General features: G+C 71.0%; 24 protein-coding genes. 10 read left to right on the top strand and 14 right to left on the bottom strand.

Annotated elements, in window-relative coordinates; genetic code table 11:
* Nucleotides 1-63 precede the first annotated feature (63 nt).
* Nucleotides 64-636: an aminoacyl-tRNA hydrolase gene (gene pth / locus ISO16_RS24750; RefSeq protein WP_072634626.1), complete on the top strand. Its 573-nt coding sequence runs from the start codon at nucleotides 64-66 to the stop codon at nucleotides 634-636.
* Between the two features lie 8 nt (nucleotides 637-644).
* Here pth and ISO16_RS24745 read toward each other — a convergent pair whose 3' ends face one another.
* Nucleotides 645-2,279 (bottom strand): fatty acyl-AMP ligase, encoded by a 1,635-nt coding sequence (locus ISO16_RS24745; RefSeq protein WP_072634625.1) that lies wholly within the window; start codon nucleotides 2,277-2,279, stop codon nucleotides 645-647.
* 199 nt (nucleotides 2,280-2,478) lie between these two features.
* Here ISO16_RS24745 and ISO16_RS24740 point away from each other — a divergent pair, with 199 nt between their 5' ends.
* Nucleotides 2,479-4,146: a peptide chain release factor 3 gene (locus tag ISO16_RS24740; RefSeq protein WP_072634624.1), complete on the top strand. Its 1,668-nt coding sequence runs from the start codon at nucleotides 2,479-2,481 to the stop codon at nucleotides 4,144-4,146.
* Nucleotides 4,147-4,231: 85 nt separating this feature from the next.
* Nucleotides 4,232-4,765 carry a hypothetical protein gene (locus ISO16_RS24735; protein ID WP_006938924.1) on the top strand — a complete coding sequence of 178 codons (534 nt, stop codon included), beginning with the start codon at nucleotides 4,232-4,234 and terminating at the stop codon, nucleotides 4,763-4,765.
* A 126-nt stretch (nucleotides 4,766-4,891) separates the two neighbouring features.
* Here ISO16_RS24735 and ISO16_RS24730 read toward each other — a convergent pair whose 3' ends face one another.
* From ISO16_RS24730 to ISO16_RS24715, 4 genes are all read right to left on the bottom strand, one after another.
* Nucleotides 4,892-5,929, bottom strand: coding sequence for an enoyl-CoA hydratase/isomerase family protein (locus ISO16_RS24730; protein WP_072634623.1), 1,038 nt, complete (start codon nucleotides 5,927-5,929; stop codon nucleotides 4,892-4,894).
* A gap of 83 nt (nucleotides 5,930-6,012) precedes the next feature.
* Complete coding sequence (locus tag ISO16_RS24725; protein WP_006938929.1) at nucleotides 6,013-6,459, bottom strand: VOC family protein; 447 nt, start codon at nucleotides 6,457-6,459, stop codon at nucleotides 6,013-6,015.
* Nucleotides 6,460-6,487: 28 nt separating this feature from the next.
* Entirely contained in the window at nucleotides 6,488-6,967 is a 480-nt protein-coding gene (locus tag ISO16_RS24720; RefSeq protein ID WP_006938931.1) for a nuclear transport factor 2 family protein, read from the bottom strand.
* Between the two features lie 101 nt (nucleotides 6,968-7,068).
* Nucleotides 7,069-7,698 carry a TetR/AcrR family transcriptional regulator gene (locus ISO16_RS24715; RefSeq protein ID WP_029542101.1) on the bottom strand — a complete coding sequence of 210 codons (630 nt, stop codon included), beginning with the start codon at nucleotides 7,696-7,698 and terminating at the stop codon, nucleotides 7,069-7,071.
* 100 nt (nucleotides 7,699-7,798) lie between these two features.
* On the opposite strand from ISO16_RS24715, the gene ISO16_RS24710 reads away from it, so the two are divergent.
* The 3 genes from ISO16_RS24710 to ISO16_RS24700 are packed head-to-tail and all read left to right on the top strand — an operon-like array spanning nucleotide 7,799 to nucleotide 11,258.
* On the top strand, nucleotides 7,799-9,313 hold the full coding sequence (locus ISO16_RS24710) for an acetyl-CoA acetyltransferase (protein WP_072634622.1): 1,515 nt from the start codon (nucleotides 7,799-7,801) through the stop codon (nucleotides 9,311-9,313).
* Complete coding sequence (locus tag ISO16_RS24705) at nucleotides 9,310-10,104, top strand: enoyl-CoA hydratase-related protein (protein WP_072634621.1); 795 nt, start codon at nucleotides 9,310-9,312, stop codon at nucleotides 10,102-10,104. Before ISO16_RS24710 ends, ISO16_RS24705 begins: the two co-directional genes overlap by 4 nt.
* Nucleotides 10,101-11,258, top strand: a complete 1,158-nt coding sequence (locus ISO16_RS24700; RefSeq protein ID WP_072634620.1) for an acyl-CoA dehydrogenase family protein — start codon at nucleotides 10,101-10,103, stop codon at nucleotides 11,256-11,258. The genes ISO16_RS24705 and ISO16_RS24700 overlap by 4 nt, the downstream gene beginning before the upstream one ends.
* 27 nt (nucleotides 11,259-11,285) lie before the next feature.
* Here the strand turns inward: ISO16_RS24700 and ISO16_RS24695 are convergent, their stop codons facing one another.
* Nucleotides 11,286-11,846, bottom strand: coding sequence for a PadR family transcriptional regulator (locus ISO16_RS24695; RefSeq protein WP_029542097.1), 561 nt, complete (start codon nucleotides 11,844-11,846; stop codon nucleotides 11,286-11,288).
* 52 nt (nucleotides 11,847-11,898) lie between these two features.
* Here ISO16_RS24695 and ISO16_RS24690 point away from each other — a divergent pair, with 52 nt between their 5' ends.
* Nucleotides 11,899-13,080, top strand: a complete 1,182-nt coding sequence (locus ISO16_RS24690; RefSeq protein ID WP_072634619.1) for an FAD-dependent oxidoreductase — start codon at nucleotides 11,899-11,901, stop codon at nucleotides 13,078-13,080.
* A 7-nt stretch (nucleotides 13,081-13,087) separates the two neighbouring features.
* Here ISO16_RS24690 and ISO16_RS24685 read toward each other — a convergent pair whose 3' ends face one another.
* Nucleotides 13,088-14,887 (bottom strand): ABC-F family ATP-binding cassette domain-containing protein, encoded by a 1,800-nt coding sequence (locus ISO16_RS24685; RefSeq protein WP_043800361.1) that lies wholly within the window; start codon nucleotides 14,885-14,887, stop codon nucleotides 13,088-13,090.
* A gap of 23 nt (nucleotides 14,888-14,910) precedes the next feature.
* A complete protein-coding gene (locus ISO16_RS24680) occupies nucleotides 14,911-15,837 on the bottom strand; it encodes a 4-(cytidine 5'-diphospho)-2-C-methyl-D-erythritol kinase (RefSeq protein WP_006938943.1) in 927 nt (308 codons plus the stop codon).
* Nucleotides 15,838-15,912: 75 nt separating this feature from the next.
* On the opposite strand from ISO16_RS24680, the gene ISO16_RS24675 reads away from it, so the two are divergent.
* Nucleotides 15,913-16,902 (top strand): helix-turn-helix transcriptional regulator, encoded by a 990-nt coding sequence (locus tag ISO16_RS24675; RefSeq protein WP_072634618.1) that lies wholly within the window; start codon nucleotides 15,913-15,915, stop codon nucleotides 16,900-16,902.
* An 81-nt stretch (nucleotides 16,903-16,983) separates the two neighbouring features.
* On the opposite strand, the gene ISO16_RS24670 is transcribed toward ISO16_RS24675, so the two are convergent.
* The 5 genes from ISO16_RS24670 to ISO16_RS24650 all read right to left on the bottom strand — a co-directional run bounded on the left by ISO16_RS24670 (nucleotide 16,984) and on the right by ISO16_RS24650 (nucleotide 21,304).
* Nucleotides 16,984-17,190: a cold-shock protein gene (locus tag ISO16_RS24670; RefSeq protein ID WP_003937833.1), complete on the bottom strand. Its 207-nt coding sequence runs from the start codon at nucleotides 17,188-17,190 to the stop codon at nucleotides 16,984-16,986.
* A gap of 442 nt (nucleotides 17,191-17,632) precedes the next feature.
* Entirely contained in the window at nucleotides 17,633-17,839 is a 207-nt protein-coding gene (locus tag ISO16_RS24665; RefSeq protein ID WP_003937832.1) for a cold-shock protein, read from the bottom strand.
* A gap of 267 nt (nucleotides 17,840-18,106) precedes the next feature.
* The gene (gene rsmA, locus ISO16_RS24660; RefSeq protein WP_072634617.1) at nucleotides 18,107-19,027 is read right to left on the bottom strand and encodes a 16S rRNA (adenine(1518)-N(6)/adenine(1519)-N(6))-dimethyltransferase RsmA; all 921 of its coding nucleotides are present in this window, start codon (nucleotides 19,025-19,027) and stop codon (nucleotides 18,107-18,109) included.
* A 9-nt stretch (nucleotides 19,028-19,036) separates the two neighbouring features.
* Nucleotides 19,037-20,164, bottom strand: a complete 1,128-nt coding sequence (locus tag ISO16_RS24655; RefSeq protein WP_072634616.1) for a resuscitation-promoting factor — start codon at nucleotides 20,162-20,164, stop codon at nucleotides 19,037-19,039.
* A 12-nt stretch (nucleotides 20,165-20,176) separates the two neighbouring features.
* Nucleotides 20,177-21,304: a resuscitation-promoting factor gene (locus ISO16_RS24650; RefSeq protein WP_072634615.1), complete on the bottom strand. Its 1,128-nt coding sequence runs from the start codon at nucleotides 21,302-21,304 to the stop codon at nucleotides 20,177-20,179.
* A gap of 286 nt (nucleotides 21,305-21,590) precedes the next feature.
* Between ISO16_RS24650 and ISO16_RS24645 the strand changes: the two genes are divergently transcribed.
* Both ISO16_RS24645 and ISO16_RS24640 read left to right on the top strand, forming a co-directional pair.
* Entirely contained in the window at nucleotides 21,591-22,991 is a 1,401-nt protein-coding gene (locus ISO16_RS24645; RefSeq protein WP_230304613.1) for an amino acid ABC transporter substrate-binding protein/permease, read from the top strand.
* Nucleotides 22,988-23,758 (top strand): amino acid ABC transporter ATP-binding protein, encoded by a 771-nt coding sequence (locus ISO16_RS24640; RefSeq protein WP_003937827.1) that lies wholly within the window; start codon nucleotides 22,988-22,990, stop codon nucleotides 23,756-23,758. The genes ISO16_RS24645 and ISO16_RS24640 overlap by 4 nt, the downstream gene beginning before the upstream one ends.
* Nucleotides 23,759-23,798: 40 nt before the next feature.
* Here the strand turns inward: ISO16_RS24640 and ISO16_RS24635 are convergent, their stop codons facing one another.
* Entirely contained in the window at nucleotides 23,799-24,224 is a 426-nt protein-coding gene (locus tag ISO16_RS24635; protein WP_006944906.1) for a DoxX family protein, read from the bottom strand.
* Nucleotides 24,225-24,328: the final 104 nt, after the last annotated feature.

The following is a 24,328-nucleotide window of genomic DNA, read 5'->3' as shown; positions in this document are numbered from 1 at the left end:
CATCCCACGGGATGACGCGCCGCCGTCGTGACAACACCCGCCGCAACGGAAGGACACCGCCAAGTGAGCGACGGCACCGCCCTCGTCGTCGGGCTGGGCAATCCCGGCCCGCAGTACGAGAAGACCCGCCACAACGTCGGCTGCATGGTGGCCGACACGCTCGCCGCCCGCGTCGGCGGAAAGTTCAGCGCGCACAAGCGCAGCAACGCCGACATTGTGCAGGCCCGCCTCGACGGCCGGCAGGTGATCCTCGCCAAGCCACGCACCTACATGAATCTCTCGGGCGGGCCGGTCGCCGGACTCGCGCGGTTCTTCTCCGTCGAGCCCGCCGACGTCGTCGTCCTCCACGACGAGCTGGACCTGGACTTGGGCACGATCCGGCTCAAGCTCGGCGGCGGCGAGAACGGCCACAACGGGCTGCGGTCGATCTCGAGTGCCCTCGGCACCAAGCACTACCTGCGCACCCGCATCGGGATCGGCCGCCCGCCCGGCCGCATGGACCCGGCCGACTACGTGCTCAAGCCGTTCTCCTCGACCGAACGCAAGGACCTCGACCTGATCCGCGAGCAGGCCGCCGACGCGGTGGAGCTGTTGCTGCGGGTCGGCCTGGAAGAGGCGCAGAACAGGCTGCACTGAGCGCGGCGTCAGCCGCCCAGCAGGTGGACGGAGCTGCCACGGCGCAGCTTGCCCGACGACGTCTTCGGGATGCTGCCCGGCCCGAGCACCGCGACGGTGCGCGGCCGCACCCCGACCTCCGCGACGACCGCGTGCACGACGTCGTGTTCGATGCGGCGCACCTCCTCCGGATCGTCGATCCGGTTGGTCTCGACGGCGACCGCGAACGACTCGCGTTTGTCGCCGGCGTCGAGGCGGATCGCGACGGCGTTGCCGGGGCGCACGCCGTCGACGCTGCACGCGGCCCGTTCGATGTCGGTGGGATAGACGTTGCGCCCGCCCATGATGATGACGTCCTTGACGCGTCCGCACACCACGACCAGGCCGTCCTCGGTGAAGTAGCCCACGTCGCCGGTGTCGAACCAGCCCTGCGAGTCCTGCGCGGGCACCGGACCGTCGACGGTGAGGTAGCCGTGGGTGACCGCCTTGCCGCGCAACTGGATGATGCCGACACCGCGGGGCGGCAGCAGCTCCCCGTCCTGGCCGACGACGCGGCCCTCGAGGCCGGGCACGAGGTGGCCGAGAGTGGGCAGGCGACGGGCGTTGGACCGGCTCGACGGCACCGCCATCCCGCCGGCCTCGAGCAGGTCGGGGTCGACGAGATCGAGGATCTGCCCGCGTCCGGGGTCCGGCACCGAGACCGCGAGGGTGGTCTCGGCCATGCCGTAGACCGGCGCGAGCGCGGCGGGGTCGAGGCCGAACCGGGCGCCGGCGGCGGCGAGGGCCTCCATGGTGTCCGGGTCGACCGGCTCGGCACCGTTCCACATCCACCGCACCGACGACAGGTCGACCGCGCCGTCGGGCGCCTGCGCAAGCTTGCGCGCCAGCAGCGAGTACGCGAAGTTCGGTGCGGCCGTTACGGTTCCGCGGTACTTGCTCATCAGCTCGGCCCACAGCAGCGGGGACCGCAGGAAGTCGAGCGGGGTCACGGAGACGACCTCGGCGCCGACCTGCATGGGCACGCTGAGGAACCCGACCATCCCCATGTCGTGGAACAGCGGCAGCCAGCTGACCATCACGTCGTCGTCGAGGGAGAACTTGATCCGCTCGATCATCGCGTACGCGTTGACGTAGAAGTTCTCGTGCGTGATCTGCACGGCCTTCGGGGATCCCGTGGACCCGGAGGTCAGCTGCTGCAGCGCGATGTCCTGTTCGTCGGTGGGCAGCGGGTCGACGGGCGTGCCGGCGTCCATCTCGGCGATCGTGACGACGGGGATGCCCCGCTCGGCGAGCAGCGGCGCGGCGATCTCGAAGGGGGCGCCGAGCACCACGGTGCGGGCGCCGATCATGCCGATGACGACCTCGGTGTCGCGGGCCCACAGGGCCAGGTCGGTGCGCGGGGTGGGCTGGTGCAGCATCGTCACCGAGGAACCGCGCATCCACACGGCCTGGCAGGCGGGGGCGATGTCCACCGGATTCCCGGCGAGGATGCCGACGGCGTCGCCGTGGCCGATGCCGGCCGCGGCGAGGGCACCGGCCATGCGCCGGGCCTGCTCGTGGATCTGCCCCCACGTCTGCCGCAGCGGGGCGTCCGGCTCGCCGGTGACCAGAGCATGCGGCGAGCGAGCCGCGGTCTCGTACATCTCGTCGGTGAATCTGCTCACGAACCACTCCTCACGCCGGATACGACCACGCCCAGGGTGCCCCCGATCCGCGCCGAGGGGGAGTCTCTTCGGCGAATGTGACCGAATCTGGCGGAAATCGACATTCAATCGCCGAGTAACATGGACGAGTTGTCTGCGATGCGCGAGCCGCCCGCGCGCATCCACGAGCCGCACATCCGCTTCGAGAGGTTCTCCTGCGTTGACTACCCCGCCCGTTTCCACCGGCAACGACGCCGGCAACACCGCCGTGTCGTCGAAGGAAGTGCTCGCGGAAGCGGGTCGCCGCCGCACCTTCGCAGTGATCTCCCACCCGGACGCCGGCAAGTCCACGCTGACCGAGGCGCTGGCCCTGCATGCGAAGGTCATCGCGGAGGCCGGTGCGGTGCACGGCAAGGCCGGGCGCAAGTCCACCGTGTCCGACTGGATGGAGATGGAGAAGGCCCGCGGCATCTCCGTCAGCTCCACGGCGCTGCAGTTCAACTATCGCTCCGAGGAGTCCGGCGACGACATCGTCAACGTGATCAACCTCGTCGACACCCCCGGCCACTCCGACTTCTCCGAGGACACCTACCGGGTGCTCACCGCCGTGGATGCGGCGGTGATGCTCATCGACGCCGCCAAGGGCCTCGAGCCGCAGACGCTCAAGCTGTTCCAGGTGTGCCGGCACCGGGGCATCCCCGTCATCACCGTGATCAACAAGTGGGACCGGCCCGGCCGGACCCCGCTGGAACTGCTCGACGAGATCGACGAGCGCATCGGCCTGACCCCCACCCCCCTGTTCTGGCCCGTCGGCATCGCCGGCGACTTCCGCGGCCTGCTGCGCCGCGGCGAGGACGGCGCACCGGTCGAGTACGTCAAGTTCACCCGCACCGCCGGCGGCGCGAAGATCGCCCCCGAGGACCGGCTCTCCCCCGGCGAGGCCGAGGACCGCGAGGGCGAGACGTGGATCGAGGCGGCCGAGGAGTCGGAGCTGCTGTCGGCCAGCGGGCAGGACCACGACCAGGAGCTGTTCCTGGCCGGGCAGACCTCGCCGGTGATCTTCGCGTCGGCGATGCTCAACTTCGGTGTCCGGCAGATCCTCGACACCCTCGTCGCGCTGGCGCCGCCGCCGCGCGCCCGGCTCGACGTGAACGGCAACTCCCGCAACGTGGACGACCCGTTCAGCGCCGTGGTGTTCAAGGTGCAGGCGGGCATGGACACCGCGCACCGCGACCGCCTGGCGTTCATGCGGGTGGTGTCCGGGGTGTTCGAGCGCGGCATGGTCGTCACGCACGCGCAGACGGGCAAGCCGTTCGCCACCAAGTACGCGCTGACGGTGTTCGGCCGGGAACGGTCCACGGTCGAGAACGCCTACCCCGGCGACGTGGTCGGCCTGGTCAACGCCACGGCTCTCGCGCCCGGGCACACCCTGTACGTGGACAGGAAGGTGGAGTTCCCGCCGATCCCGTCGTTCGCGCCCGAGCACTTCTCGATCCTGCGCGCCGAGAGCGCCTCGAAGTACAAGCAGTTCCGCAAGGCCGTCGATCAACTCGACTCCGAAGGCGTGGTGCAGATCCTGCGCAACGACATCCGCGGCGACGCGTCCCCGGTGATGGCAGCCGTCGGTCCCATGCAGTTCGAGGTGGTGGCGGCCCGGATGAAGGCCGAGTACAACGTCGAGCCGCGGATGGAACCGCTCGGCTACGCGCTGGCCCGCCGCACCGACGCGGCCTCGGCGGACGAGCTGAACCGGCAGCGCGGCGTCGAGGTCTTCACCCGCTCGGACGGGGTGCTGCTGGCGCTGGTGAGCGACAAGTGGCGGCTGCAGTACATCCAGAAGGAACTTCCCGAGCTCACCCTCGAGCCGCTGGTGGCCACCGCCGATTAGGGACGCCCGTGGTGCGTGGGGCTGGTGTTACTGGTAGTTTGCTGTGCCGTCGAGCCGACCGAGCTCGCGGATGTCAGGAGCGTTCATGGACGACGACTCGGCCGCACCGACCGACGGCACGCCGCTGCGCGGCCGTTCCGACCCGGCGGACGAGTCGCCGGGGCCCAAGCGGGCGGGCACCTTCGTCTATCCCCTGCCGGGAACCCTGACCGGTAACGGCGCGTCCGCCCCGCACTCGGTGGGAAGCCACGCGGCGGACCACGACGTCGCCGACGAGGCCGGTGGCAACGGCACCGATCCGCTCTCGCTGCCGAGCTTCGACGAGATCGTCGCCGGCACGAACGGCGTCGCCGCGGACAGCACGCCGACCGCCGCGTCGCGCCGCAACTCGATGGGAGTGGCATCCGTGCGGATCGCGGCGCGACTGGCGCACACCGAACTCGCCGCCCGCGCGCAGCGGCCCCCCGCCTCCGACCCGACGATCGGCACCGACGAACTGCTCACCCTGCTCGGCGAGTACCTCGTCGCGGGCGGGTTCGAGAACCCGGAGATCCGCGCCGTGCTGGGCGGCCAGGAGATCGTCGTCGACCTGCTCGCGCCGCAGCGCACCGCACGCTGACGCCCGCATCCGCGCCCCCGCCGGTCAGCAACGCACGAAACAACCCGCACTGCTGAGGATTTCGTGCGCGGATGCGTCGTCTCGTCGCGCCCCACTCCCCGCGCGGGACTGCGGCCGGCCGAGCGTCTACTCCCGGAACAGCCCCGCGACGACGGCCGGGTCCACCTCGCCGATCCCCCGCGGCGACCACGACGGGTTGCGGTCCTTGTCGACGAGCACCGCGCGCACCCCCTCGGCGAAGTCGGGCTCGGCGGTGATCCGCACCGCGACCTCGAGTTCCCGCGCGAAGCACTCGCCCAGGGTGCTCTCGGCGCCGCGACGCAGCAGCTCCGCGGTGGCCCAGAGGCTCGTCGGGGACGCCGCGCACAGCGCCGCGCGGGTGGTGACGGCCCACTGCTCGTCGAGGTCGTGGTCGCCGGAGAGCCGTTCGACGGCGTCGGCGACGGTGCCGTCGCCGAACACCGCGTCGATGTCGGCGTAGCGGTCGGCGATCGCCGATGCGGGGTCCGCCTCGGCGAACTCGTCGAGCGCCAGCTGCCAGTGTCCCTCGCGGATCCGGTCGGCGAGGGCTTCGATCCGGTGACTGGGAACGAAGTGGGTGGCCAGGCCGACGGCGATGGCGTCGCCCGCGTCGGCGCGGGCGCCGGTCAGCGCCAGATACAGGCCGACCGCGTCGCAGCGGGCGGTGGTGCCGCGCAGCCGCGGCAGGAAGTGGCTGGCGCCGACGTCGGGGATGAAGCCGATCGCCGTCTCCGGCATCGCCAGCATCGCCTTCTCCGTCACGACGCGCACCGCGCCGTGTACCGAGATGCCCAGCCCGCCGCCCATCGTGACGCCGTCGAGGAGCGCGAGATACGGCTTGGGGTAGGTGGCGACCAGTTCGTCGAGCCGGTACTCGTTCGCGAAGTAGTCCCGCACCGTGGCGGTGTCGCCGGCCACGGCGGCGTCCCGCACCGGCTTGATGTCGCCGCCCGCGCAGAACGCCCGGTCGGATGCGCTGGTGACCAGCACCGCGGTGATCTCGGGGTCGTCGCGCCACGCCAGCAGGGCCTCGTACATGTCGCGGATCATCGACGAGTCGAGGGCGTTGAGCGCCACCGGCCGGTCGAGCACCACCTCGCCGATGCCGTTGGCGACGCGGGTGCGGATGAAGGTGTCGGTCACGGGGCGGAGCCTACCGGGCCGCTCCCCCGACGGCCGATCGTGTGAGCCCGGCGGCGCGCGTGTCGAACTCGGCGCACCGCGGCCTACTGTCCGGTACCGGCGGTGCCGTCCTGCCGGCGACCGGTCGGGGGGCCGATGAGCAGCCAGCGGTGCCCGAACGGATCGAGCAGCGTGGCGTTGCGGTGACCGTGGCTCTCGGCGATCCAGCGCTCGACGGTGCCGCCGGCGTCGTGGGCCTTCGCGAGAACGGCGTCGGTGTCGGCGACCGGCAGCATCAGGCTCACCGACGTCGCGCCGGCCTCGGGCGCGGCCAGGCCCATCTCGGGGAACTCCTCCGCGAGGTAGACCATTCCGGTCGGAAAGACCAGCTCGGCGTGCCCGATCCGGCCGTCCTCCAGCACCACGGGGTCCGCGGCCAGTGTCGCGCCGAACACCTGCCGGTACCAGTCGATGGCGCTGCGGGCGCGCGCCACGATGAGATACGGGAGCGCACCGGCCCGGGGGAAGACTTCGGTGTCGGTCGCGGTCATCGGGCGGGGTCCCCTCCTCTCGGGTGGTTCAGGATGCGCGGGGCGGCTGCTGCAGCAGCGACCACCGGTTCGACGTGAGCCGGAAGCTGGGCATGTCGGACACGGATGTGACTGTCTCCCAGTTTCTTTCGTATCCGGTATGGGAGATGCGCCAGCTCCCGTCGGAGCAACGCACATAGCGGTCGTGGTAGTAGGCGGACCCGCGCATCACCAGCCCGTCCTCGGGCACCACCACCGTGTCGGCCAGGAACCAGATGCCCGTGGCCGTGTCGCCCTCGACGTCGATCTCGGGATGGCCACAGTGATGTTCGGTGATGACGTGGGATCCGAGGGTGTTCTCGAGGAAGTTCAGGAACGCGTCGCGCGACTCGAAACTCAGGTGCTCGCCGTAGACGGCGGTGGCCTCGGGAACCATGGTGTCGGCCAGTTCGATCCACGACTTCGTGTCGAGCGCCCGCGCGTAGCGGTACTTCAGCCGCTCGATCTCACCTATCGCCTGCAGATCCATTCTCGCGCCTCCCACCACAGGTAAGACCTGTCAGCCAGGCTAGCCGGGATCACCCTCGGAGGGTATCGATTTCGGCGGCTCGCCGGGCAATTCGATTGCAGTTAGGTCACGGCACCTGGATCGTGTTCCCGTTCCGCGACCAGCGCCCGGATCGCGGCGTCGACGAGCGTGCGGGCATAGGCGTCGTCGTCCGCCGCCGATCCCGGGTCGGCGAGGGAGAACAGCACGTGACTGAGCGCCGCGCCGGTGACCATCTCGAGCAGCAGAGTCACCGAGACCGCCGGGGGCAGCTCGCCCCGCTCGACCGCCCGCAGCACGATGGTGCGGGCCGCGACGAGGCGGCTCCGGTTGAGCGTGGTGGTCAGGTTGGCCAGCAGGTCCGGGTGCACGCGGGCGTCGAGCGCGACGCGCAGGCTCACCAGCCCGGGCGTGGTGCGGTAGCCGCGCAGCAGCTGGGTGACGAGCTCGACCAGGTCCGAGCGCAACGATCCGGTGTCGATCGGCACCGGCAGCGGGCTGCGCGCCTCGAGGGCCTGCACGAGCAACTCGTCCTTGGTGGCCCAGCGCCGGTACAGCGCCGCGCGGCCCACCCGGGCGCGCCTGCCGACCGCGTCGATGGTGAAGCCGCGCCAGCTGGTCTCGGAGTAGACCTCGATCACCGCGTCGTAGACGCGGTCCTCGAGGTCGGCGTCGCGGGGTCGGCCCCGGCGACGGACGGTCGGCTCGGTCACGGTCTGCAGTGTGCCAGACACCCCACCCCATTTACAGACTGAATCAGTCCGTATTAGTGTGCGGGTGACCGATCCCAGGACAACTCCCCCGAGGACCGCCATGACCGACCCTGCCCGGGTACCCGTCGTCGTCGGCGTCGGCGACCTGCGCTCCGGACGCGCCGGCGCCCCCGCCGACCCCCGCGAACCGCTCGACCTGATCCACGAGGCCGCCGTGGCCGCCCTCGCCGACTCCGGTGCCGACGGACTCGCCCAGCGCATCGACTCCGTGTACGCCGTCAAGACCGCGAGCTGGGCGTACGACGACCTGCCCGCCCTGCTCGCCGCGCGTCTCGGCGCCGCAGCGGTCCGCACCCACACCAGCCCCATCGGCGGGCACTGGCCGGCCGCCCTGCTCGACCGGATCGCCCACGAGATCGCCACCGGCGCCGCAGGTGTCGCGCTGCTCGTCGGCGGCGAGTCCCAGGCCTCGGTCACCGCCGCGACGAAGACCGGCACCGACCCGGCCACGCTCGGCTGGACCACCGACCCCGGCGGGCCGCCGGCGTTCGACCCCGACGACCTCGGCAGCCCCGCCATGCAGCGCGCCGGGATGATCGCACCCACGCGCGTCTACCCGCTGTTCGAGACCCGGCTCAGCCACGAACTCGGTCACTCCCGCGACGAGTCGCTGGCCTGGTCCGCCCAGCTGTACGCCGCGTTCTCGGAGATCGCCGGCCGCAACCCCGCCGCCTGGAACCCGGACCTGCGCACCGCCGAGGACATCACCGCCGTCGGCCCCCGCAACCGGATGGTCACCGCCCCGTACCCGCTGCTGCTCAACGCGATGCCGTTCGTCGACCAGGCGGCCGCCGTCGTCGTCACCTCCCTCGCGACCGCCCGCGAGCTCGGCGTCGCCGAGGACCGGATCGTGTACGTGTGGGGCGGTGCGGGCGCGACCGAGCCGGCCGACATCCTCGCCCGCGCCGACTTCGGCCGGTCCGCGGCGCTGGCCGACGCCCTCGCCCGCACCCTCGAACGCACCGATCTCCGGCCGGCCGACCTCGACATCGTGGACGCCTACAGCTGCTTCCCCGTGGTGCCGAAGCTGCTCATCGAGCACCTCGGCCTGCCCCGCGAGACCGTCCCGAGCGTCACCGGCGGCCACTCGTTCTTCGGCGGACCGCTCAACAGCTACACGCTGCACTCGTTCGTCGCCGTCACGCGCCGGCTGCGCACCGACGCCGAGATCGCCCTCGTCCACGGCAACGGCGGCTACCTGACCTACCAGCACACCGTCGTGCTCGCCGCCGCCCCGCACACCCGCGGGTACGTCGGCGACCCCGAGCCCCGCGTGCTGACCGCCACCGCACCCGAGTTCGCCGCCGACTACACCGGAGAGGTCGAGATCCACACGGCCACCGCAGAATACGGGCGCGACGGCCACCCGGCGATCGGGTTCCTGGTGGGCACCACCCCCGACGGCCGCCGGGTCTCCGGCTACACCGATGCGGCGGGCGCGGCGGTGCTCGCCGGCGGTCCCGACCTCGCCGGCCGCTCCGTCCACGTCGTCGACCGCGGTGGCGCCCTCACCGTCACCCTGACCGACCCCGTCCCCGAGGAGACCCCCGCATGACCGAGCCCGTCGTCCTGGTCGAGCAGCGCGGCCACACGTTGCTCGTCACCATCAACCGGCCCAAGGCCGCCAACAGCATCAACGCCGACGTGCACACCGGCCTCGGCGAGGCGTGGGAACGCGCCGACAAGGATCCGGACGTGCGCGTCGTCGTCCTCACCGGCGCCGGGGGCAGCGTGTTCTGCGGCGGCGCCGATCTCAAGGCGCTCGGCACCGCCGGCCCGGGTGGGGTGACCCCGCCCGAGACCGCGCACTGGGGCTTCGCCGGCGTGGTCAGGCACCACATCACCAAGCCGATCGTCGCGGCGGTCAACGGCACCGCCCTCGGCGGCGGTACCGAGCTCGCCCTCGCGAGCGACCTCGTCGTCGCCGCCGACACCGCCGAATTCGGGCTGCCCGAGGTCCACCGCGGCCTCATCGCCGGCGCCGGCGGCGTGTTCCGGATCGTCGGAGCCCTCCCGCGGGCCGTCGCGATGGAGCTCGTGCTCACCGGCAAGCCGATGGCCGCGGCCGACGCGCTGCGCTGGGGTCTGGTCAACCGCGTCGTTCCGCGGACCGACCTCCTCACCACCGCGCTCGAACTCGCCGACCTCGTCGCCGCCGGCGCACCCCTGGCCGTGCAGACGAGCAAGACGATCGCGCGCGGGATCGTCGACGGCATCGTCCCGTCCGAGGAACAGGCGTGGGCCGCGACCGACGCTGCCCTGGCCCGACTGACCACCAGCGCCGACACCCTCGAGGGCGTCATGGCCTTCATGGAGAAGCGCACACCCGTCTGGAGCGGACGATGACCACGACGTTGAACAGGGAAACCTGGGACACCCCCGAGCGGGCCGCGCTGCGCCGGCTCGCCGCCGACTTCACCCGCAAGGAGATCCTCCCGCACCTCGACACCTGGGAGCGCGAGGGCGCCGTCCCGCCCGAGCTGCACCGCACGGCGGCCGACGCCGGGCTGCTCGGCGCCTCGGTCGCCGAGGAGCACGGCGGTTCCGGCGGCAACCCGCTCGACATGCTCGCGATCCTCGAGGAGATCATCCTCGCGGGCGGCTCGTCCGGCCTGATCTCCGCGTTGTTCAGCCACGGCATCGCCACCCCGCACATCGTCGCGTCCGGGAACCGGGACCTGATCGAGCGGTTCGCCCGGCCCGCCCTCGAGGGCCGGATGATCGGCTCGCTGGGTATCACCGAGCCGGGCGGGGGTTCCGACGTCGCGGGCATCCGGACCACCGCCCGCCGCGACGGCGACGAGTACGTGATCAACGGCGCCAAGCTGTACATCACCTCCGGCACGCGTGCCGATTTCGTCACCACCGCCGTCCGCACGGGTGCGGCGGGAGCCGGGGGCATCTCGCTGATCGTCGTGCCCACCGGCACACCGGGATTCACGGTCTCGCGCAAGCTCGACAAGATGGGCTGGCTGTGCTCGGACACCGCCGAGCTGTTCTACGACGACGTGCGGGTGCCCGTCGCGAACCTGATCGGCGAGGAGAACAGCGGGTTCGCACAGATCGCGCAGCAGTTCCAGGGCGAGCGGCTCTCGCTCGCGTTCCAGGCCGTCGCCACCGCGCGGCGTTGCTACGACCTGGCGGTGGAGTGGGTCCGTTCGCGCGAGACGTTCGGCCGGCCCCTGTCGAGCCGTCAGGTGGTGCGCCACCGGCTCGCGGAGACGGCAACCGAGATCGCTGCGGCCCACACCTTCTGCCGCTCCGTCGCCGAACGCTGGATGAACGGCGAGGCGATGCTGCTCGAGACGTCGATGGCGAAGAACTTCGCCGTCCGGGTGTGCGACCACGCGGTGATGGAGTCGGTGCAGCTCTTCGGCGGCCTCGGCTGCATGCGCGAGAGCGAGGTCGAACGCCACTTCCGCGATGCCCGCGTTCTCGGCATCGGCGGCGGCACCACCGAGATCATGAACGAGATCATCAGCAAGGTGCTGGGATTGTAGGCGGCTCGGGGCGGGCCGCCCGCGCGCTCACCAGCGCAGGCGGCCCGCGGCGATGTCGTCGGTGAGCGCGCGCACGTAGCCGAGCTCGGCTGCCAGCACGGCCCGCCGGTACTCGTCCTCGACGACGAACAACCGCGGCAGGAACGCGGCCGCGTCCGCCAGGCCGGCGGCCAGCGCCTCCAGGTTCCGCTCGAGCGCCGCGACGCGCGCCCGCAATGCTGCGGCTGCCTCGTCGGGGGTGAGACTGGGCAGAAATGCCAGAGCGGCCGGGAATTCCGGGAATTCGCGTGCCGGTTCGGCGAGCATCGTCGTCAGCCATTGCCGCAGGATCATGCGCCCCGGCTCGGTGAGCCGGTAGGTGGTGCGCTCGGGGCGGTTCTCGGCCCGCTCGGTGGCCTGCACTTCGATCAGGCCGTCGCGCAGCAGCCTGTCCAGTGTCTGATAGACGCTGTTGCGCTGCGCGACGTTGACGACGTCGTCCTTGTGCCGCTCCTTGATCAGCTGCTGGATCCGGTAGGCGTGCATGGGTTCCTCGGAGAGCATCGACAACAACGCCATGGCGAGGACCGATCTGCGCGGTGTGGCCATCGGTGGAGCATATCCACCCGTCCGTCATGGTCATTTTATGTATAGTGTAAATATGACTAAGACCGTAGCGATCATCGGAGCGGGCATCGCCGGACCGGTCACGGCAATGGCGCTTCAGCAGGCGGGACTCCACCCCGTCGTCTACGAAGGGCACGACCGGATGGCGGACGGCGTGGGCGCGTTCCTCACCGTCGCCACCAACGGCCTCGAGGCGCTGCACCTGCTCGACCTCGACCTTGCCGGCTTCGGCATGGAGACCCGCCGGATGCGCATCTGCAGTGGCACCGGGAAACTACTGGCCGAGTTCGACAACGGCGGCGTGACCTCGTTCGGCGCGGCAAGCCGCACCCTCCGGCGCGCCGACCTCTATCGAGCGCTCCGCGACGAGGCTCTGCGTCGTGGCGTGCGAATCGAATACGGCAAACGCCTGGCCGACGCCCGCCCCTGCGGCGACGGTGTGCGGGCCGACTTCACCGACGGCACGTCGGCCGAAGCGCACCTGCTGATCGGGGCGGACGGGCTGCACTCCCGCACGCGCGCGGTCCTCGACCCCCACGCCCCCGAGCCCCGCTACCTCGGCCTCCTCAACACCGGCGGGTTCGCGAAGGGCCTGCGGCTCGACGTGGAGCCGGGCACGGCGCACTTCGTCTTCGGCGCGCGGTGCTTCTTCGGGTACCTCGCCCACCCCGACGGTGACGTGTGGTGGTTCGCCAACCCGGGCCGGCGCACCGAACCGGCCCCCGGGGACCTCGCCGCGCTCACCCCGGATCGGTGGCGCGACGAACTGCGCACCCTCTTCGCCGCCGACGCCGGTCCCGCGCTGCGGATCGTCGATGCCACCGAGGAGATCGTCCGCGGATGGAGCACCTACGACCTGCCCACCGTCCCCACCTGGCGCACCGACCGTATGGTGCTCGTCGGCGACGCGGCGCACGCCGCCTCGCCGTCGTCGGGACAGGGTGCATCCATGGCCGTCGAGGACGCCCTCGTGCTCGCCCGGTGCCTGCGCGACATCCCCGGCACCGCCGACGCGCTCGCGGCCTACGAGCGCCTGCGCCGCGGCCGGGTCGAGCGAATCGTGGAGCAGGGCAGGCGCAACGGCAGCTACAAGTCCGTGGGCCCGGTCCGCCGGATGCTGCGCGACGCGGCCCTGCCGGTGATCCTGCGCGCTGCGTCCCGTCGGGACAACCAGCGCTGGATCTACGACTATCGCGTCCCGGAGACCGTCCGGTAACCGGTCCCTATTCCAGTTCTCCCGCCAGCTCCATCCACTGCTCCTCGGCGGCCTCCTTCTCCGCGACCACGCTGCGCAGCTCGGCGTCGAGCTTCTGCAGGCGATCGGGGTCGGTGGCCGCGTCGGCGAGGTCGTGGTGCAGCTTCTCCTCGCGCTCGGTCAGCTTCGCCACGCTCCGCTCGAGCCGTGCCAGTTCCTTGCGGGCGGCGCGCTCGGCCGCACCGTCGCGCTTCGGTTGCGCCGCAATCTGATCCGGAGTCGACGCCTTTGCCACGGTGGAGGCCGACGACGGGATGTCCCCGTCGCCCAGCGCCGCGCGACGGCGCAGGTACTCGTCGATCCCGCCCGGGAGGTTGGTGAGCCTGCCGTCGCCGAACAGCGCCCATGTCGAGTCGCAGATCCGCTCGATCAGGTAGCGGTCGTGGGAGATGACCACCATGGTGCCCGCCCAGCCGTCCAGCAGGTCCTCGAGCTGCTGCAGGGTGTCGATGTCCAGGTCGTTGGTGGGCTCGTCGAGCAGCAGCACGTTCGGTTCGGCCATGAGCACCCGGGTCAGCTGCAGCCGTCGGCGCTCGCCGCCGGAGAGGTCGCCGACGGGGGTGCGCTGCCGCGCCGGGGTGAAGCCGAGCCGTTCGGCGAGCTGGCCGGCCGAGATCTCCTTGTCCCCCAGGGTGATCCGCTCAGCCACGTCCTTGACCGCGTCGAGCACCCGCAGGTCGGTGGGCAGGTCGTCGAGTTCCTGTCGCAGCCAACCGATCTCGACGGTCTTGCCCTGGATGCGACGACCCGACGCCGGTTCGAGTTCCCCGGCGAGGGTGCGCAGCAGCGTCGTCTTCCCCGATCCGTTGACCCCGACCAGGCCGATCCGCTCGCCCGGGCCGAGCCGCCACGTGAGGTCGTGCACCAGTTCCCGGCCGTCGGGGGTGGTCAGCGTCGCGTCCTCGAGTTCGATGACCACCCGGCCGAGGCGCCGTTTGGCGAACGACGCCAGCGCCACCGTGTCCCGCGGCGGCGGCACGTTCGCGATCAGCGACTCCGCCGCCTCGATGCGGTAGCGCGGCTTCGAGGTGCGCGCCGGAGCCCCGCGCCGCAGCCACGCCAGTTCCTTGCGCGCGAGGTTGCGGCGCCGTTCCTCCATCGCATCGGCCTGCCGGGCCCGCTCGGCGCGGGCGAAGATCCAGTCGTTGTAGCCGCCCTCGTAGCTCTCCACCTGCCCGTTCACGACCTCCCACGTGCGGGTCGCGACGGTGTCGAGGAACCACCGGTCGTGGGTGACGACGACGAGGGCGCTGCGCCGGGCGAGCAGGTGCTCGGCGAGCCACTGCACGCCCTCGACGTCGAGGTGGTTGGTGGGTTCGTCCAGCACGAGCAGGTCGAGGTCCTGCACGAGCGCGGCCGCGAGCGCGACGCGCCGTCGCTCGCCGCCGGAGAGACCGTCGACGAGCGCATCGAGGCCGAGCCGGTCGACGCCGATGCCCGCGAGGACGGAACGGATCCGGGCGTCGCCGGCCCACTCGTGCTCGGCGACACCCAACGGCCCGAGCACGACCTGCCCGACCGTGGACCCGGGCGGCAGAACACCGCGCTGGGTGACGACCGCCATGCGCAGCCCGCCCACCCGGCTGACCCGGCCCGAGTCGGGCTCCTCGAGGCCGGTGAGGACCTCGAGCAGGGTGGTCTTGCCGCCGCCGTTGAGGCCGACGACGCCGATGCGTTCACCTTCCTGCACGCCGAGGGACACCGAGTCCAGCAGCGGCTTGATGCCGAAGGACTTCGAGACCTGTTCGAGGTTGATCAGATTCGCCACGCGGAGCAATGCCTTCCGAGAGATCAGTGGTGGGAGTTGTCGACGACGCGCGCGCCCGGTACCGGCCCGGAAGCCACGCGCACCGTCCGGCACACGCCGGCTCCGGCCAGCTCGGCGCTCACCGTCACCGCCGCGGCGGCGTCGGCGCACAGGAACGCGCATGTGGGTCCGGACCCGGAGACGATGCCCGCCAGGGCCCCGGCCTCCACGCCCGCGCGCAGGGTGCGCCGCAGCGCGGGCTCGAGCGACAGGGCAGCGGCCTGCAGGTCGTTGCCCAGCAGCGGCGCCAGCGCGTGTGGATCGCCGGCGGCAAGCGCCTGCAGCAGACTGTCGAGTCCGCCGACCCGGGGCGGGGAGCCCTCGGCCCGGAGCCGGTCCAGCTCGCGGAACACCACCGGGGTGGACAGGCCGCCCTTGGCGAGGGCCAGCACCCAGTGGAACGTGCCGCGGGAGAGCACGGGCACCAGGCGCTCGCCGCGCCCGGTGCCGATGGCGGTGCCGCCGTGCAGGCAGAACGGGACGTCGCTGCCCAGTTCGGCGGCGAACTCGTCGAGGTCGTCGCGGGTGAGACCGAGCCCCCACAGGGCGTCGAGGGCGACGAGCGTGGCGGCGGCATCGGTGCTGCCGCCGGCCATGCCACCCGCGACGGGAATGCCCTTGTCGATCGTGATGGCGACCTCGGGTGCGCGTCCGGCGCGCTCGGCGAGCAGGGCCGCCGCCCGCCACGCGAGGTTGCCGGCGTCGGTGGGCACGGCCGCGGCGTCGGCACCGCGTACCCGCAGGCTCAGCGTGTCGGCGCGGGCGACGGACACCTCGTCGCTCAGCGACAGCGCGTGGAAGACCGTGCGCAGCTCGTGGTATCCGTCGTCGCGCAGGTCACCGACGGCGAGGTGCAGATTCACCTTGGACGGCGCCCGCACGGTGACGGGGCTCGGAACGACGGACAGCACGGATATACAGCTTACGCACCCGCGCGGAACCGATTGCGGACGACGGCTGTCCTCGTTCACTGGCATGCTCGGGCCATGCGCGAAACGTCCGCTCGCCTGCTGCGCCTGCTGTCGCTGCTCCAGACCCGGCGGGACTGGTCCGGCACCGAGCTCGCCGAGCGCCTGCAGATCACCACCCGCACGGTGCGCCGCGACGTCGACAGGCTTCGCGACCTCGGCTACCCGGTGGACGCGACCGTCGGGGTCGGCGGCGGGTACCGCCTCGGCGCGGGTGCGGAGATGCCGCCGCTGCTGCTCGACGACGAGGAGGTCGTCGCGGTGGCGGTCGCGCTGCAGTCCGGCGCGACCGGCTCGGTGACGGGCATCGGGGAGGCCTCGGGCCGCGCCCTGGCCAAGCTGCGGCAGGTGATGCCGTCGCGGTTGCGGCACCGGCTCGAAGCGCTGCGGGTGGACGTGGTCGAGCAGGCTCCGGCCGCGTCCGCGGCCGACGCGGGCCTGCTGTCCGCCGTCGCCTCGGTGTGCCACGCACACGAGCGGCTGCGCTTCGACTACCGCACGCACGACGGCGGATTCTCGCGGCGGGAGGTGGAGCCGTACCGGCTGGTGCGCTCCGGGGCACGGTGGTATCTGGTGGCGTGGGATCTGCACCGGCAGGACTGGCGGTCGTTCCGCGTCGACCGGATGGAACCGAAGATCCCCACCGGTCCGCGGTTCACCACACGCGGGCTGCCGCCCGGCGGGGCCGCGGAGTTCGTGGCCCGGGGCATCGCGCGCGGGTCGGTCCGGGTCCGGGCCCGGGTGCTGCTGCACGCGCCGTTCGAGTCGATCGCGCCCATGGTCGACGAGCAGTGGGGCACCCTCGAACCGGTCGACGACGACCATTGCGCGGTGGCGCTCGGCGGCACGTCGCTCGGGTCGATCGCGGGCTGGCTCGCGGCGTTCGACGTCGACTTCACCGTGCTGGATCCGCCGGAACTGCGGGACGCGTGCCTGCACGCGGGACGGCGCCACGAGCTGCTGGCCCGGCGATACGAACGCGCCGGCTCCGTCGCTGTGAGCGACTGAGCCGGCGCGTGCGATGACCGGATGTCACACGTATTCGATCGAACCGAACTCGTGTGACATCCGGCCGGTGAGGCGGGTGTGTCAGCCGATGACGGTGACGCCGGTGGCCTGCGGGCCCTTCTGACCCTGGCCGACCTCGAAGCTCACGCGCTGGTTCTCCTCGAGGGTGCGGAAGCCGCCGCCCTGGATCTCGGAGAAGTGCACGAAGACGTCCGCGGAGCCGTCGGCGGGGGCAATGAAGCCGAAGCCCTTTTCGCCGTTGAACCACTTCACGGTACCTTCAACCATGTTCATTCCTAAGAAGATTCGGGAAGCACCAGGCTTCCCCACTCGTCGAGCGACACATCGCCGCTCGGGTCTGTCACTCGACGGTAGAAAACGATTCCGTGTGGGCTATCGCATCCGCTCGCGACCAGAAATGCGCGAGGGGTGAACCACGAACACTACCTAACGACCGAGTGCAAGTAGATCACATCGGCGCCCGCACCGCCAGCGATATCGCCGGAACTGCCACGAAACAGCGTTGTGCCGAAACGTTTTCGCAGGACACGACGCCGACGCCCGGATACGACGACGCCGGCCCACCGACACGAAGAGGGGCCGGTCCCTGCGGACCGGCCCCTCTTCACTGCTCGGATGCACCTCTCACGGCGGCACTTCCACGACGACCTCACGAGGCCGTCGGAGTAGGCACCTGCCCGGGGAACGCGCAGCGAGCGTTCGACCTACGTCAGCCGATGACGGTGACGCCGGTGGCCTGCGGGCCCTTCTGACCCTGGCCGACCTCGAAGCTCACGCGCTGGTTCTCCTCGAGGGTGCGGAAGCCGCGACCCTGGATCTCGGAGAAGTGCACGAAGACGTCCGCGGAGCCGTCGGCGGGGGCAATGAAGCCGAAGCCCTTTTCGCCGTTGAACCACTTCACGGTACCTTCAACCATTTTCAACCTCATACATCTCGGAAAGCCGTGCGGCCTTCATCTTTCGTCGAACGACACGACGTCGTCCGGGCCTGTCACTCGACGGCTGAGAAGGATTCCGTGGGAATTTCGCATCCGCTCGCAACTAGAAATGTGCGAGGGGTAAACCACGAACACACTACCTAACGACCGTGTACCAGTAGAGCACAGATCCGCCCGCCTGCCAAGCGCTGCGACGGAACCGACCTGCCCGGCGCCGTCACTGCGTACCGGCCCTGCCCGGCGCCGTCACTGCGCGGCGGCGATCCGCACGAAGGCAGCGGCGTCCAGCTTCTCCCCCCGCGTCGACGGATCGATCCCGGCGGCGAGCAGGCGTCGCTCGGCCTCCGCGGCCGAACCGGCCCAGCCGCTCAGCGCTGCCCGCAGCGTCTTGCGGCGCTGCGCGAATGCGGCATCGACGACGGCGAATACCCTGCGGCGGTGCCCCTCGTCCGTGGGCCACGGCGGCTCGGCGTAGCGGTCGATGCGCACCAGCCCGGATTCCACCTGGGGCACCGGCCAGAAGACGGCCCGGCCCACCGACCCGGCGCGACGGACGTGGCCGAAGAAGCCGGCCTTGACACTGGGCACGCCGTACACGCGGCTCCCGGGTTCGGCGGCGAGCCGATCGGCCACCTCGGCCTGCACCATCACCAGAGCCGTGCGCAGCGAGTCGAATTCGGCGAACAGGTGCAGCAGCACGGGCACCGCGACGTTGTAGGGCAGGTTCGCGACGAGCGCCGTCGGGGTGGCCGGCAGGTCGGCCGGATACACCCGCATGGCGTCCTTCAGGACGACGTCGAGCCGCCCGGCGAGGTCGGGCGCGCGGTCGGCGACCGTCGCGGGCAGGCGCTCGGCGAGCCTGGGATCGATCTCCACGGCGACGACGCGGTCGACGACGTCGAGCAGGGCGAGCGTCAGCGAGCCGAGGCCCGGGCCGACCTCGAGCACCACGTCGTCGCGGCCCACGCCGGCGACCGAGACGATGCGGCGCACCGTGTTGGCGTCGTGCACGAAGTTCTGGCCGAGTTGTTTGGTCGGCCGGACTCCGAACTCCTCCGCGAGGGCGCGCACCTCGGCGGGACCGAGCAGGGCGGCACGACCGCGGGCGGTCACGTCGGAACCGTCGCGGGGGGTCGAGCCGGGGTCGCCGGGTGAGTGGTCTGGCACGTGCCGAACCTAACGCACGCCGATGCGGGACGAGCAGGACGGCCACGCTCCCCAGCCCTGGGCACGCTGCATCCGGCTCGCGACGGCGATCTGTTCTTCCCGGGTGGCGAGGTCGGCACGGGGCGCATACTTCAGGCCGCCCTGGCGCTCCCAGGTGCTCTGGTCGAACTGCAGGCCGCCGTAGTAGCCGTTGCCGGTGTTGACGGCCCAGTCGCCGGTGGCTTCGCACTGCGCGAGGGCGTCCCAGGCGTCGCCGTCCTCGACGGGCGGCACCTCGGTTCCCGGCTTGGCGCCCACGCGCACGATGCGCGGCTGCGCCGGGGTGGTGACGACGGCGTCGATCTGTTCGCGGGTGGTCTCGACGCCGTCGACGGTGGTGACGGCGAAGGTGACGTCGTGCACGCCGGGCACGCCGGGGTTCTCGACGACCGTCCGGCTCATGTTCATGGTGGGATCCTCGATGCGCTGCTCCGGAGGCGCGAGCGGCTGAGTCTCGGTGACCCGGACCGTGCGCTGGCGGGTGATGCGGATCTCGAGGCCGTCGGTCAGCGCCGCATCGACCGCCGGCACCACCGAATCGGCCTGCTCGAGCGCCACCCCGTGCGCGGCCAGGAACTCCCCGACCGTCGGCGCCGCCATCCGCACCTGAACCGCCGGCGCACCGCCGTCGAGCAACCGCACCGTCTTCGGGCTCACCACGTCGAGCTCGGCACCCTCGAGCGGCAACCGGTGCGACCGCGACGCCGAGGTGTACACATCCGCCGCCAGCTCGAACTGCGCCAGCGCCTCGTCCACCGTCGTCGCCGTCGTCCACACCGTGCGCTCGGCACCGTCGACGCTCAGCTGCACCTCACGCGCCCGCCGCAGCACCACCGTGTCCCCGTCCGACACCTCGGCATCGACGGCCGGGGCCACCACGTCGCGCTCGCCGACGGGGTGGCCGGCGTGGGCGAGGACGGCTCGGACGTCGGTGCCCATGGTGCCCAGGGTGAGCCGGTCCTCGTCGACGTCGATCGTCACGGTCTTGTGCCGGGCGAGCGCCGTCGCGGCGCCGGCCACCAGGGTGGCCAGGAGCGCCGCGACGACGGCGTACAACAGCACGGAGCGCGAGTTGTTGATCTTCGTCAGTGGGGACACAAGCCGTACTTCTTACCGCAGTCCCATCTTGCTGGTGCACGCCGGCCAGGCTCCCCAGCCCTGCGCGGCCTGGACCTTCTCGGCGACGGCGATCTGCTGCTCGCGGCTGGCCAGGTCGGCGCGCGGCGCGTACTGGGTGCCGCCGAACGCGGCCCAGGTCTGCTGGGTGAACTGCAGACCGCCGTAGAAGCCGTTGCCGGTGTTGACGGCCCAGTTGCCGGTGGCCTCGCACTGCGCGAGGGCGTCCCAGGTGGAGGAGCGTCCGGAGGCGGGCACGGCCGGCTTCGGCTTGGTGCCGACGCGGACGATCGCAGGAGCCGGCTCCCGGACGGTGGTCGAGGCCTTCTCGGTGCGGCCGACCTCGACGCCGTCGATCGTGTGCACGTCGAGGGTCACGGTGCGCTCACCGGGAGCGCCCGGGTTGTCGAGCGCGGTCTCACCCTCGGTCATGTTCGGGTCGTCGACGCGCTGCTCGGGCGCGGGGACCGGCTGGTTCTCGATGCGGGTTTCGATGCGGTCGCGGGTGATGCGGATCTCGAGGCCGTCGGTCAGCGCCGCATCGACCGCCGGCACCACCGAATCGGCCTGCTCGAGCGCCACCCCGTGCGCGGCCAGGAACTCCCCGACCGTCGGCGCCGCCATCCGCACCTGAACCGCCGGCGCACCGCCGTCGAGCAACCGCACCGTCTTCGGGCTCACCACGTCGAGCTCGGCACCCTCGAGCGGCAACCGGTGCGACCGCGACGCCGAGGTGTACACATCCGCCGCCAGCTCGAACTGCACCAGCGCCTCGTCCACCGTCGTCGCCGTCGTCCACACCGTGCGCTCGGCACCGTCGACGCTCAGCTGCACCTCACGCGCCCGCCGCAGCACCACCGTGTCCCCGTCCGACACCTCGGCATCGACGGCCGGGGCCACCACGTCGTGCTCGCCGACGGGGTAGCCGGCGCCGGCGAGAACGTCGCCGACCTCGGAGCTCATGGTGCTGAGCGCGATCCGCTCACCGTCCACGTCGAGGGTGAGTTCCTTGTGCTGAATCAGGGCGGCGACGCCGCCGGCCGCAAGGGTGAGGAAGAGTGCGGCGACGACCACGTACAGCGTGGGCGATTTCGCTCGGTTGATCTTGGTGAAAGGTGACACGGCTATTCCTGCACTGTCGACAACTTCGATCACGGCACGGTAACGAATCGGCATTGATACGGCAACTGCACCATTTCTACCTGCAGTTTCTCGGTAACGGGACAGGTGACGATTCGTAATTTTCGATCAATAGCCGGGCCGCGACCGAAGGTGCGGGCTAGCGTCGATTCGACGCTCGGGAAAACGTGCCGCACGACGCGCGAATTACAGAGGTGGGATTACTTTGGGTGACCGAATTCACCGTCCGCCGGCGCGGCGGAGTGCGGCGCTGCTGACCCTGCTCGGCATGCTCGGCGTGCTGCTGCTCACTGCCACCCCGGCGGCCCTGGCGCAGTCCCCCGCCGCCGGCCGCACCTACGTCATCGCCACCGACGTGACCTTTGCACCTTTCGAATTCCAGAACGAGCAGGGCGACTTCGTCGGCATCGACATGGACCTGATCCGGGAGATCGCGGAGGACCAGGGCTTCACCGTGGAGGTTCGTCCGCTGGGCTTCGATGCCGCCCTGCAGGCGGTGCAGGCCGACCAGGCCGACGGCGTGATCGCGGGCATGTCGATCACGGAGGAGCGCAAGCAGGTCTTCGACTTCTCGGATCCCTACTTCGAGTCCGGCGTGCAGATGGCGGTCCTCGCCGGCAACGACGAGGTCGCGTCGTACGCCGATCTGGCAGGCAAGCGCGTCGCGGTCAAGAACGGCACCGAGGGCGCCGCGTTCGCCGAGTCCATCAAGGGCGAGTACGGGTTCACCACGGTCTACTTCGCCGACTCGGCGAGCATGTACGACGAGGTCCGCACCGGGAACTCGGTCGCGGTCTTCGACGACTACCCGGTGCTGGCGTACGGCATCGCCCAGGGCAACGGGCTGAAGACGGTCACGGAGAAGGAGGCCGGTGCGAACTACGGGTTCGCGGTGAACAAGGGCCGCAATCCCGAGCTGCTCACCGCGTTCAACGCGGGCCTGCAGAATCTGCGGGACAACGGCCGCTACGACGAGATCGTGGAGAGTTACCTCGGCGAGGGCGCCGTGCAGGCCGACAACTCCATCCCCGGCCTGCTCCGCAGCACCTGGCAACTGCTGCTCGAGGGGCTGTGGCTGACCCTCGTGCTGTCGGTCGTCTCGATCGCGATCGCGCTGGTGCTCGGTGCGCTGTTCGGCCTCATGCGGGTCTCACGCAACATCGTCCTGCGCGGGATCGGCACCGCCTACGTCGACGTCTTCCGCGGCACCCCGCTGCTGGTGCAGGCCTTCTTCATCTACTTCGGCATCCCGGCCGCGGCCGGATTCCAGATGTCGGCGTTCACCGCGGGCATCATCACACTCTCGCTCAACGCGGGCGCGTACATGGCCGAGATCGTGCGTGGCGGCATCCTGTCCGTCGACAAGGGGCAGATGGAGGCCGCCCGCAGCCTCGGCATCGGCTACCTGCCCGCGATGCGCAAGGTGGTCATGCCCCAGGCGGTGCGCACCATGATCCCGTCGTACATCAATCAGTTCGTGATCACGCTGAAGGACACCTCGATCCTGTCGGTGATCGGCATCGCCGAGCTCACCCAGACCGGGCGGATCATCATCGCCCGCAACTTCCAGTCGTTCCAGATGTGGCTGATCATCGGGGTGATCTACTTCGTCGTCATCATGGCGCTGACCAAATTGTCGGACCGACTCGAGAAGAGGATCAACCGTTGACCGAGGCAGCCGCGGCCCAGCCGCTCGAGGACGGTCGCGAGGTGAAGATCCGCGTGCGCGGCCTGAAGAAGTCGTTCGGCGAGAACGAGGTGCTCAAGGGCATCGATGTGGACATCCTCGCCGGCGAGGTGGTGTGCGTGATCGGCCCCTCCGGTTCGGGCAAGTCGACGTTCCTGCGATGCCTGAACCGGCTCGAGGACATCAGCGCCGGTTCGGTGGTGGTGCACGGGTTCGACCTCGCCGACCGGAAGATCGACATCGACCGGGTGCGCCGCCACATCGGGATGGTGTTCCAGCACTTCAATCTCTTCCCGCACATGACGGCCCTCGAGAACATCGTGCTCGCGCCGGTGCTGACGAAGCGGGCGACCAAGGAGGAGGCACGGGCGCGGGGGCTCGCCCTGCTCGACCGGGTGGGGCTGAGCGAGAAGGCCGACGCGAAGCCGGCCAACCTGTCCGGCGGGCAGAAGCAGCGCGTCGCGATCGCACGGGCGCTGGCCATGAATCCGGACATCATGCTGTTCGACGAGGCGACCAGCGCCCTCGACCCGGAGATGGTGGGCGAGGTGCTACAGGTGCTGCGCGACCTGGCGGCCGAGGGCATGACCATGGTCGTGGTCACGCACGAGATGGGCTTCGCCCGGGAGGTCGCCGACCGGGTGCTGTTCATGGCCGACGGGTACGTCCTCGAGGAGGGCACGCCGAAGGAACTGTTCGGGAGCCCCCGCCAGGAACGGACCCGCGACTTCCTCGCGAAGGTGCTCTGAGGCCGGCGCCCGGTTCCCGGGCGCCGGTCCTCACCCACGGCTACGCGGTCTGCAGGAACCGCACCCGGCGGGCGAGCAGGGCGTCGACGCTGTAGGCGCCGGCGCCGACGACGGCGAGCACCAGCGCACCCGCGCCGAGGGCCCCGACGAGTTCCCATCCGCCGTCGGTGACGTAGATGCCGTTGCCGATGTGGACGACGAAGAACGCGCCGAGCATGTTGATCAGCAGCAGGACGCCGAAGATCGGCACGAGCAGGCCGATGATGAGGGCGATGCCACCGAGCGTTTCCACCCAGGTGGCGTAGAAGGCGGACAGCGCGGGCACGGGCACGTCCATGCCCTCGAATCCGGCCTTGGTGGCGGAGTATCCCTGGTTGATCTTCTGCAGGCCGTGGGCCAGGAAGACGATGCCGATGACCACTCGGGCGACGAGCAGCCCGACGTTGCGCAGGACGGGGTTGTTCATGGGGATGACCTTTCGGTGCGGGCGGTGGGGGGCTCGTCCTTCGATCGAAGCCGCGTCCACGGTAGCTGCGCAAGGTTGAAGGTTCAACCTTGGGGTGCCCGAGC

Source organism: Rhodococcus sp. M8 (genome assembly GCF_015654185.1).
Taxonomy (GTDB): domain Bacteria; phylum Actinomycetota; class Actinomycetes; order Mycobacteriales; family Mycobacteriaceae; genus Rhodococcus; species Rhodococcus aetherivorans.
Note: the sequence above shows the minus strand (reverse complement) of the source record. Positions and strands in the feature narration are given on the sequence as shown.